Origin of the sequence: Jiangella rhizosphaerae (assembly GCF_003579925.1) — a bacterium.
Classification (GTDB): Bacteria; Actinomycetota; Actinomycetes; order Jiangellales; family Jiangellaceae; genus Jiangella; species Jiangella rhizosphaerae.
Window position 1 is genome coordinate 1 of the sequence record NZ_QUAL01000088.1, and the last position, 9,984, is coordinate 9,984.

Here is a 9,984-nt window from a genome sequence, read left to right on the forward strand (position 1 = left end):
GACGACGGACCGGCGGGCCGGGGCGGCGCCGTCGGCCAGGCGCAGCGCCACCGCCGCGGACAGGACGGCGCCCAGCGTCACCAGCACCGGGGTGACGACGAGCCCGGCGACGAGCACGAGCGGATCGGCGTCGAACCCGGGGGCCGGCTCGGCCGCGGCCGCGGCCCCGATGGGGAACCAGCGCGAGGCCACGACGGCACCGGCCACGGCCAGCAGCGCTCCGGCCACGGCGGCAAGCGCCGGACCGGCCACCGCCACCCGCAGCGCCTGCCCGGGGGCCAGCCCGAGCGCCTGGAGCACCCGCAGGTCGTTCACCGTCGCGGCGGTGTTCCGCGCCACGGCCTGACCCACCAGAACGACCGCCGCCGCGGCCGCGACCAGAGCGAACACCCGCAACCCGGCCGCCTCGAACGCGGCGAGGTCACGGTGGCGGGCGTGGACGACCTCGCGCAGGTCCCAGACGTCGATGTCGGACCGGCCGGTCGCGGCGGCCAGCTCGGCGGAGAACCGCTCGATCGCTCCCGGCTCCGGCGTCAGCCGCACCAGCGCGTTGCTGCGCGCGGTGCCCTGCGCGCCGTAGAAGCTGCCGGGATAGGCGGCCAGCACGGCCGGCGACAGCACCAGCCCGCCCGGGACGCCGGGAGCGTCGCCGAACCACGGCGAGCGCACCACGCCGACGATCGTCACGTCCAGCCGCGGCCCGGTGGCGGCCTCCGGCTCGACCTGCGCGAGGTTGTAGAGGTCGACGGCCTCCGGCGCGTGCAGCCGCACCCGGATCCGGTCGCCGACGCCGCTGCCCTGGGCCTCCTTCCAGGCCGCGGTGACGACCGCCTCGTCGACGCGGCCGGGATCGGGCAGCCGGCCGTCGAGCACGACCGGCCGCTCGACGTCGCGCAACGCGACCTCGTCCATGACCCAGGTGTCCGGCTCGCCGGTGGCGCCGTCGACCTCGACCACCCCCAGCGGCCAGACCGCCAGCTCCTCGACCGAGGGCAGCCGCCGCACCGGCTCCCAGTCGAACCCGGCGGTGTTCGGCAGCACCACGGCCGTCGCTGGCAGCGTCCGCTCCAGCAGCCGGTCGACGGCGCTCTCGCCGCGGCCGGCCCCCGCGAGCGCCGTCATGACGGTCCCGGCGGCCACGGCCACCAGCAACGCCAGCACCAGCAGCGAGCGCCACCGCCGGCGCAGGTCCGCCCGCAGCCACGCCGCCGTCATCACTCGGCCCTCAGCACGGACCCGACCCGCATCGACGCCGCCCGGTGCGACGGCCACGCGGCCAGCAGGTTGGCGGCGACCAGCGCCAGCGGCACCACCAGCAGGAGCGCGAGCGCGGCGATCGGGGCGACGTAGAGCAGCGGCGTCGTCTCCGCGACGTAGCGCCACACGGTGCGGCCCAGCGCCAGGCCCAGCGGCAGCCCGGCCGCGAGGCCGATCAGCGCGAGCAGGCTCGCCTGCGTCACGACCACGCCGCGGGACTGGTGACGGGTCATGCCCAGCGCCCGCAGCACCGCCACCTCGTGCCGGCGCCGGCGGACGGCGGTGGCCAGCGCGTGGCCCACCGCCCCGAGCGCCAGCACCGCCAGGAAGCCGGCCAGGAGCACCGGCAGCGTGCGCACCTGGCGGATCTCAGCCAACCGGCTGGGCTCCGGAGCCGGGTAGAGCAGGTTCGCCGGGTCCAGCTGTGCCGGGTCCATCCCGGCGGCCTCGGCGGCGGCCGCGGCGATCGGCGTCACGGCCGTGATCAGCCGGCCGGTCACCTCGGCGGGGTCGGCTCCCGGCCGCAGCGCCACCATGACGATGTGGTACTTGAACGCCGGCGAGACCGCGCTGACGGTGTCGAACAGCGTGTCGTAGCCGTCCGCGGTGACCCACCCGCCGGTGACGTAGTTGTTGTGCGCGCCCTCCGGCACGAACGCCAGGCCGGTGACCGCCATCTCCCGGACGCCGGCCGTGCCGGTGACGGACACGACGTCGCCCACCGACACGCCCATCGCCGCCGCGCTGTCCGGAGCCAGCGCCACCTCGGCCGGACTCTCCGGTGGCCGCCCCTCGGCCAGCACCGGCCGCAGCGGGGCGCCGACCGGGTCCAGGGTGAACAGCGTGACCGGCCGGTGACCCACCTCGGCCACCGCGACACGGGCGTCGTTCACGGCGACGACGTCGGGGTCGGCGGCCAGCACCGGCAGCACGTCGGACGGCGGGACCAGATCGTGGCCGTCCAGGCCCAGGTAGCCCTCGATCTGGTGCACCTGGCCGAATCGCGACGGGTTCGCGACGGCGTCGTCGACCCCGTCGGAGAACGTGAACGTCGCGACCACGCCCAGAACGCCCACGACGGCGCCCAGCAGCGCCGGCCGTACGGGAACGGCCTGCCGGCCGCGTCCCGGCTCGAGCGCGAACCGGGTGCCGACCACCACCGGCACCGGTGCGCCCAGCCGCCGTGCCACCGTGGCCAGCGCCGACGGGCGGCTGCGGGCCGACCGCGCCGACCGCAGCGCCAGCCGGGCCGCGGTGACGGCGCCCAACGCCGCGAGCCCGGACGTGAGCAGGCCGACCGCCAGGACGACCGGGAGGTCGACGTCGAACCCCGGCGCCGGCTCGTACAGCGCGGCCGTGCCGATCGGGAACCAGCGTGACGCCACGACCGACGCGGCGGCTCCGGCGACCGACCCGGCGACGGCCGCCGCCACCGGTGCGGCGGCCGCGGCCAGTGCGGACTGGCCCACCGTCATCCCGACCGCGCGCAGCACCTGCAGGTCGGCGGCGGACGACGCCGCGTAGCGGGCGACCGCCTGACCGACCAGGAAGACCGCGGCCACGCCCGCCACGACGGCGAACACCGTCAGCGCCTCGGCCTCGAAGTCGGCGACGTCGGCGGCATGGCGGCCCTCCCCCGCCAGGTCCATGAAGTCGATGTCGCTGCGCCCGCTGACCTCTTCCAGGCCGGCCTTGAACGCCGGGATGTCGGCCTCGCCGCCGCGCAGCCGGACCAGCGCGTTCGCCACCCCCTGGCCCGAGGCGCCGAACAGGTTCTCCCGGTACCGCGCGGCCAGCCCCGGCGACGGTGACAGCCCGCCCTCGGAGTCGCCGAGCTTGTCGCTGAACCACGGCGAGCGGACCACCCCCACGACCCGGGCGTCGATCACCGGGCCGTCGGGCTCCGGCGCCGACGTCGCGGCGGAGCCGAGCAGGTCCTGCGTCTCCGGCGCGAACAGCCGCAGCGTGACGCTGTCGCCGACGTCGAGGCCGTAGGTCTCCCGGAAGTTCGGGCTGACCACGACCTCGTCCGCGCGCGTGGGATCGGGCAAGCGACCCTCCAGCACCACCGGGCGCTCGATGGTGCGGAACACCTCGTCGTCGCCCGGCGGGAACGCCAGCGCGAAGCCGCCCGGCGGCACGCCGTCGACCACGTACGACGCGGTGAGGACGAACGTCGTCAGCGCCTCCACCTCGGGCAGCTCCCGGACGGCGTCCCAGTCGAACCCCGGCTGGTTGGGCAGGACGGCGACCGTGGCCGGCAGCGTCCGGTCCAGCAGCCGGTCGACGGCCGTCGCGCCGCGGCGGGCGCCGGCCATCGCCGTCATCACCGTCCCGGCCGCCAGCGCCACCAGCACCGCCATGACCAGCAGCGACCGCCACCGGCGCCGCGCGTCGAGACGGAGCCAGGCGGCGACCGCCGTCATGGGGCGCGCTCCTCCACGGCGACGGCGTCGACCGGCCAGGCGTCCACGGTGACCCGGACGCCGTCGTCGCCGTCGATGCGGCCGTCGCGCATCCGCACCACCCGCGACGCACCGGCCGCGACGTCGGCGGAGTGCGTGACCATGAGGATCGTCTGGCCGTCGCCGTGCAGCCGGCGGAACAGCTCCAGGATCTCCGCGCCGCCCTCGCTGTCCAGCGCGCCGGTCGGCTCGTCGGCCAGCAGCACGGCCGGCTCGTTGACCAGCGCGCGGGCGATCGCCAGCCGCTGCCGCTGACCGCCGGAGAGCACCGACGGCAGCTGCTCGGTGCGGTCGCCCAGTCCCAGCAGGTCGAGCAGGTCGCGGGCGCGCGACTCCGCGGCCCTGCGGCGCAGCCCGCCCAGGATCGCCGGCAGCGCGATGTTGTCCAGCGCCGAGACCCCCTCGAGCAGGTTGAAGAACTGGAAGACGATGCCGACGTGGTGCCGGCGGAACTTCGCCAGCCAGTTCTCGTCGCGGCCGCTCACCACGAGGTCGTCGACGACCACCTCGCCCTCGTCGGCCTGGTCGAGCCCGGCGAAGATGTTCAGCAGGGTCGACTTGCCACAGCCTGACGGTCCCATCAGCGCGACGAACTCGCCGCGGTCCACCCGCAGGTCGACGCCGCGCAGCGCGCGGACGGGCGCCAGCTCCGCCTCGAACGTCCGGCGGACCCCCTGAGCCAGCAGTGCGGTCATCGGCTGTACTCCTCCACCTCGTGGTGCGCGGGCGCGACCACCCGGCACGCCGTCACGGCAGCGTCGCGGCCCTTGACCCGCACGGGGTCCAGCCGCTGGAACGTCCACGCCGGCGCGGCCGCCGCGGTGGCCTCGCTGGCCACCGTCGTGCCGGCCGGGCGGGCGAGGTCCTGCAGGCGTTGCGCCATGTTCACGGTGTCGCCGACCAGCGTGTATTCCAGCCGCTCGTCGCTGCCGAGCAGCGCGGCGGCCACCTCGCCGGTGGACAGGCCGATGCCCATGCCGAACGGCTCCAGGCCCTCGGCCGCCCACTCGGCGTCGACGACGGCCTGCCGCCGGTGCATGTCGAGGGCGGCCCGCAGCGCCCGCTCGGCATGGTCCGGCTGCGGGAACGGTGCTCCGAAGACCGCCATCACGGCGTCACCCACGTACTGCATCACGGTGCCCCCTTGGTCGAGGATGGCACCGTTCATGGCTCTGCGGTGGGCGTTCAGCTGACGTGCCAGCGTGGACGGGTCGGACCGCTCGGCGATGCCGGAGTAGCCGCGCACGTCCGACATCAGCACGGTGACGACCAGCCGCTCGGTGCGCGCGACCGCGCCGGGGTCGTCGCGCAGCTTGTCCGCCAGCCCGGACGGCAGCAGCCGGGTGAGCGTCTCGCCCTGCTCCTCGCGCTCCAGGATCGCGGTGTGCAGCTTGCGCAGGCGCTCGAGCGCACCGCGCACGCCGGAGCTGGCGTCGCGGGCGAGGTGCAGGAACAGCTCCTCGACGGCGTGGTCGACCGCCTCGGGCGTGCTCTGCAGGGTCGCGGCGATGGCCTTGACGGCCCGCCCCTCGGCCACCATGGTGAGCAGCCGTTCCTCGTCGGCGGACAACCCGGTGCCGCTGCGTGCCGGTGTCACGAGTGCCTGGACGATCTCAGGGTCGAGCATGGAACCCCCCGCCGCGACCTCGCGGACCGCCCGGGCCAGCCGGTCGCCGTCCGCCACCCGCTCCTTGAGCAAGTATGCGTAGCCGGCCGCCCCCTGGGCCAGCAGTGCGACGGCGTACTCGGGGTCGTCGTACTGCGAGAGCACGACGATGCCGGTGCCCGGCAGCCGCTTGCGGACCTCCTTGGCCGCCTCGATGCCCTCGTCGGCGAACCGCGGCGGCATCCGGATGTCGGTGACGACGACCTGCGGGCGGTGCTCGTCGGCTCGGGCCACGAGGCTGTCGTAGTCCTCGGCCATCGCGACGACGTCGATGTCACCGGCGACGCGCAGCAGGGCCCGCACGCCCTCGCGGACGAGCAGGTTGTCGTCCGCGAGGAGCACGGTGATGCGTGCGCCGGCCGAGGTCATGCGGATATGACACTCCTACCGGCGCGTTCGCACCAGTGCGGCAGCCACCCGAATGCGGCGGGGTGCCAGCATCACCGCCCCCGGTGAGATGACACCCCGCCGCCCCGGCCGGCCGCCGTTACGTCATGCGGCCGGGACCGCGGAAGGTGGCCAGGCCGACCACCCAGCCGGTGAACAGACCGTAGGTCGCCCCGCCGGCGGCCGCCTGGAAGGCGCCCAGCGTCGACGGGTCGCTGACGAAGATCGCCGCCAGCAGGCCGGCGACGGCGCCGGCGAAGATGTACGCCGACCAGCCGGTGAGGAACTGGGCGGCGCCGCTGCGCTCGCGCGAGAGGCGCGGGCCGGTGAGCAGGGTCAGGAACACCGCGGTCAGCACGACCACGAGGATCGCGCGCAGCATGATCGCGAAGATGTCCCGGACCGGAAGGTCGGCGTCGAAGTCCCATGACGGCCAGCTGAGGAGGGTGAGGAACCAGTCGAGGGCGCCTGTCCCGTTCGCGTTGTCACGGGCCCAGTCGCCATACGGCGGACTGCCGAACACGAGGACCAGAACGAACGCCGCGATCACGCCCGCGGCGGTCGTCGTCCGATACCGCGTCAAGACTCCCATACCAGGACGAATACCCCGAACGATCTACGTCACACGGGGCGTGCCAGCACCCCTCAGGATCGGCCAGCCTGCACCCTGCCCCGCGCCTCGGCCGGTTCCTACCGTGGTGAGCAGGCTCGACACGTCCGTCCAAGGGGGACACCATGACCACCCGCATCGAGGCCACCGCCACCACGCTGTCGTGGATCCCGTCCGAGGCCGTCACGGGACTCACCAAGGCCGCCTTCGAGACCGGCTTCACCCACTACGACCCGCCGCCGCCCGACGTCGTCGACGACCTCGACGGGCTGCGCGCGGCCGATCGGTTCCGGTACGCGAACGTGCTGGCCGGGTGGGCGGAGGTCGAGGACGGGCGGATCGTCCGGGCCGGCTACGACGACACCTCGGGCGTCCTGATGGGCTCGACGACGGTGCGCGTCGGCCGGCTGGGCGCCACGTTCGCCGCGGTCGCGCTGCCGGTGCTGCGTCACGAGCCGGAGTTCCGGCCCGACGGCGGCGTCAGGCTGACGCAGACCTGCGGCGGCCGGACCGCGCTGCCCGCGCCGCGCGCCGTCCCGCACCCGCCGTTCGTCAAGCTGCAGTCGCCGCTGGTGTGGACGACGCTGTCGCTGACGCTGTACCCGGACGGCCGGTCCGAGCCGGGCCTGCCGGGCGCCAGCGCGTTCCCGCGGCACTGGGTCTACGACGACGCCGGCGCGCTGGTGCTGAAGTCCGGCCTGACCGACTACTCGGCGTGGGCGGCGCACTCGTTCGGCGCGCGGACGCCGTGGGGCGACGAGGACTCGCCGGCGCTGGCCGTCGAGGTGGAGAGCGCCACCGAACGCACGCTGTCGCGGCTGCTGATGAGCGGCGGCCAGAAGCCGCGCATCCGCACGCTCGCCGCCGAGGAGATGCTCACCCTGCAGGGCGAGCCCGGCGACGAGCTGTACCTGCTGCTCGACGGCGTGCTCCGGGTCGAGGTCGGCGGCCGGCGGCTGGCCGAGGTCGGGCCGGGCGCGGTGCTGGGCGAGCGCGCCGTCCTGGAGGGCGGACGGCGCACGTCCACGCTGATCGCCGCGACGCCGATCCGGGTGGCCGTGTGCCCCGGCGCGGCGATCGACCGCGAGCGGCTGGCCGAGCTGGCCGGGTCGCACCGGCGGGAGGACGTGCCGGCGTGAGGATCGTCCTCCACGGAGTCCGGGGCTCGACGCCCGCGCCGGGTGCCGCGTTCGTGCGGACCGGCGGGCACACGTCGTGCGTCTCGGTCACCGTGCGGGGCGAGCCGGCCCCGCGGCTGGTGCTCGACGCCGGCACCGGGCTGGCCGGGGTGACGGAGCTGCTCCGGGGTGCGCCGTACCGCGGCGACCTGGTACTGAGCCACCTGCACTGGGACCACGTGCAGGGGCTGCCGTTCTTCCGGTCCGGCGACGTCGACGGCGCCGACGTACGGCTGTGGCTGCCCGCCCAGGACGGCGCCGCGCCGGACGTCCCGGGGTCCGCGGCGACGCTGCTGCGCCGGGCGATGTCGCCGCCGCACTTCCCGATCGGGCCGGATGGGCTGGCCGGGCGGTGGCGGTTCTCGGCCCACGACGCCGGCTGGGCGTCGGCCGGTGGAGCGAGCGTGCGGCTGGCCGACATCCCGCACAAGGGCGGCCGGACGTTCGGGATCCGGGTGGAGGCCGACGGCGCGTCGTTCGCCTACCTGCCCGACCACGCCGCGGCCGCCGGCGACGGCCCCGCCGCCGACCTCGTCCGCGGCGTCGATCTCCTGCTGCACGACGCGCAGTTCTCCGACGCCGAGCGCTACTGGGCCTGCGCGTACGGGCATTCGACCATCGGCGACGCGATCGCGCTGGCCGTGCGGGCCCGGGTCGGGCGGCTGGTGCTGATCCACCACGCCCCCGCCCGTCCGGACGACGACGTCGACGAGCTGGCCGCCAAGCACGCGGCGGCCGCGCCCCTCCCCGTCACCGTCGGCCGCGAGGGCGACGTGCTGGAGCTGTGAGCTGACCATCAGGGCCCGAGGAGAGCCGCGGGATGACGGCGATCTCGTCCGGGCGCCGGTACGCCGCCTCCCTGTGGCGATCACACCGCCGTCGGGCAGGTCGCCCGGCCGAAGAACGGGCAGCGATGACGGAGACGGGGGTAGTGCGGCGACGGGGTCCGGGGCGTCGGTCCACCCAGGGTGGTCTGCGGGTGGCCGGCGCCCGAGCGCCAGGCGACCGGCGGCGCGCCGAGGTCGGGTCCAGCGTCGTCACCGACGCACCGGCCTGCGATTCGCCCGTGATCCGGGGGCTGTCACCACGGGATTTCGTGTCGTACTACGCCTGCAATCGTGTTGGGGCTCGGGTATTCCTCGTGATGTGCCGAACGGTTGACGCTACCGTTCCTCGCCTCGCGGCAGGACCTACTGGATGCCGTGGCGGCGGAGGATGGCCTCGATGTCGTCGAGCTCGGGGTCGCCGGTCGACGACTGCTGCTGCTTGCGGCCCCGCCTCGGGCCGGCGTCGACGGCGCCCTTCGGCGCCGGGCCGGCCTCGCCGACAGCATCGGCCGTGGCCGAGGCCTTCGGGACCTCGAGCTTCTGTCCAGCGGCGAACAACAGGCCGGCCGCCGCGAGCATGCCCACGCCGACCCAGGCCATCGGCGAGAGCACCAGACCCACGACGAAGCCGACGATGCCGATGGCGGAAGCGCCCATGAGCAGGAACCCGCCCGCCGCCATCTGCAGCGAGGCCGCCCAGCCCTTGGCCCGTGCCTGTCGTACGGACAGCACGACAAGTCCGAGCCCCAGTGCGGCTACGGCAATCTCGATCGCATCGGTGAACACTCCTCCAGGCTACGCGTCCGGGCCGCGTTTGCCCTCAGGGATCACCCTGACCTTTGGCGCGGCCCGGCGCCGGACGTCGGCCGGCGCCGGGCTTGGCACGCTGACGCGCTCCACAAACGGGACATTTCCGACACGATTGGTCACCTTCAGCGTGCCATGGTCGACACGGCCAGAGCAGCCGAACCGCGGGACACGCGTCAGCGAAGGGTGCGGACGTTGCGGGCCGCGCGGGCGCGGGCGGCCAGCTCGTCGTCGGGCGGGTATCCGACGGCCTCCAGCGTCAGGCCGTGCGGCGGGATGACGACGACGCCCGGGTCGCGCACGCCCGCCGCGAGCACCGTCGCCGGCCAGTCGACCGGGCGCCGGCCGTCGCCGACCAGCAGCAGCGCGCCGATCATCGCCCGTACCTGGTTGTGGCAGAACGCGTCGGCCTCGACGGTGGCGACGGCCAGGCCGTCCGCCGTGCGCTCCCACGTCAGCACCCGCAGCTCGCGGATCGTCGTGGCGCCCTCGCGCGGCCGGCAGTAGGCCGCGAAGTCGTGCTCGCCGAGCAGCCCGGCGGCCGCGGCGTTCATGGCGTCGACGTCGAGCGGGCGGTCGTGCCAGAGCACGAACGAGCGCAGCAGCGGGTCGGCGCCGTAGGCGGTGTCGGCGACGCGGTAGCGGTAACGGCGCCAGACGGCGGAGAAGCGGGCGTCGAAGCCGGGCGGCGCCTCCGCGACGCCGTGCACCCGCACGTCGGCCGGCAGCACCCCGGCCAGCCGCCGCAGCAGCGCGACCGCCGGCGGCCGGTCCGACCGGCCGGGCG

Annotated in this window: 8 protein-coding genes and 1 pseudogene; 2 read left to right on the forward strand and 7 right to left on the reverse strand. The window is 75.3% G+C overall.

Translation table 11 applies throughout. From position 1 onward, the window contains the following. The 5 genes and pseudogenes from DY240_RS09745 to DY240_RS09765 all read right to left on the reverse strand — a co-directional run. Positions 1-1,215: pseudogene (locus tag DY240_RS09745) on the reverse strand (hypothetical protein); the annotation flags it as partial. Further along, positions 1,215-3,683: an FtsX-like permease family protein gene (locus DY240_RS09750; RefSeq protein ID WP_199701191.1), complete on the reverse strand. Its 2,469-nt coding sequence runs from the start codon at positions 3,681-3,683 to the stop codon at positions 1,215-1,217. The pseudogene DY240_RS09745 and the gene DY240_RS09750, both read right to left, overlap by 1 nt. Continuing rightward, positions 3,680-4,417 carry an ABC transporter ATP-binding protein gene (locus tag DY240_RS09755; protein WP_119659731.1) on the reverse strand — a complete coding sequence of 246 codons (738 nt, stop codon included), beginning with the start codon at positions 4,415-4,417 and terminating at the stop codon, positions 3,680-3,682. The genes DY240_RS09750 and DY240_RS09755 overlap by 4 nt, the downstream gene beginning before the upstream one ends. After that, positions 4,414-5,757: an adenylate/guanylate cyclase domain-containing protein gene (locus DY240_RS09760; RefSeq protein WP_119659732.1), complete on the reverse strand. Its 1,344-nt coding sequence runs from the start codon at positions 5,755-5,757 to the stop codon at positions 4,414-4,416. Before DY240_RS09760 ends, DY240_RS09755 begins: the two co-directional genes overlap by 4 nt. Positions 5,758-5,875: 118 nt before the next feature. Continuing rightward, positions 5,876-6,367, reverse strand: coding sequence for a hypothetical protein (locus DY240_RS09765; protein WP_119659733.1), 492 nt, complete (start codon positions 6,365-6,367; stop codon positions 5,876-5,878). Positions 6,368-6,510: 143 nt separating this feature from the next. Between DY240_RS09765 and DY240_RS09770 the strand changes: the two genes are divergently transcribed. Beyond that, positions 6,511-7,524 (forward strand): cyclic nucleotide-binding domain-containing protein, encoded by a 1,014-nt coding sequence (locus DY240_RS09770; RefSeq protein WP_119659734.1) that lies wholly within the window; start codon positions 6,511-6,513, stop codon positions 7,522-7,524. Beyond that, positions 7,521-8,351 (forward strand): MBL fold metallo-hydrolase, encoded by an 831-nt coding sequence (locus tag DY240_RS09775; protein WP_158602797.1) that lies wholly within the window; start codon positions 7,521-7,523, stop codon positions 8,349-8,351. Before DY240_RS09770 ends, DY240_RS09775 begins: the two co-directional genes overlap by 4 nt. A 402-nt stretch (positions 8,352-8,753) precedes the next feature. Here the strand turns inward: DY240_RS09775 and DY240_RS09780 are convergent, their stop codons facing one another. Both DY240_RS09780 and DY240_RS09785 read right to left on the reverse strand, forming a co-directional pair. After that, positions 8,754-9,176: a hypothetical protein gene (locus DY240_RS09780; protein WP_147375262.1), complete on the reverse strand. Its 423-nt coding sequence runs from the start codon at positions 9,174-9,176 to the stop codon at positions 8,754-8,756. A 197-nt stretch (positions 9,177-9,373) separates the two neighbouring features. After that, positions 9,374-9,984, reverse strand: a 611-nt coding sequence (locus DY240_RS09785; RefSeq protein ID WP_147375263.1) for a tRNA pseudouridine synthase A, incomplete at its 5' end; no start/stop codon positions are given.

What these genes read in the sequence shown, in the direction of transcription:
- DY240_RS09750 (WP_199701191.1), bottom strand. Translation starts at nt 3,683, where the DNA reads ATGACGGCGGTCGCCGCCTGGCTCCGTCTCGACGCGCGGCGCCGGTGG.
- DY240_RS09755 (WP_119659731.1), bottom strand. Translation starts at nt 4,417, where the DNA reads ATGACCGCACTGCTGGCTCAGGGGGTCCGCCGGACGTTCGAGGCGGAG.
- DY240_RS09760 (WP_119659732.1), bottom strand. Translation starts at nt 5,757, where the DNA reads ATGACCTCGGCCGGCGCACGCATCACCGTGCTCCTCGCGGACGACAAC.
- DY240_RS09765 (WP_119659733.1), bottom strand. Translation starts at nt 6,367, where the DNA reads ATGGGAGTCTTGACGCGGTATCGGACGACGACCGCCGCGGGCGTGATC.
- DY240_RS09770 (WP_119659734.1), top strand. Translation starts at nt 6,511, where the DNA reads ATGACCACCCGCATCGAGGCCACCGCCACCACGCTGTCGTGGATCCCG.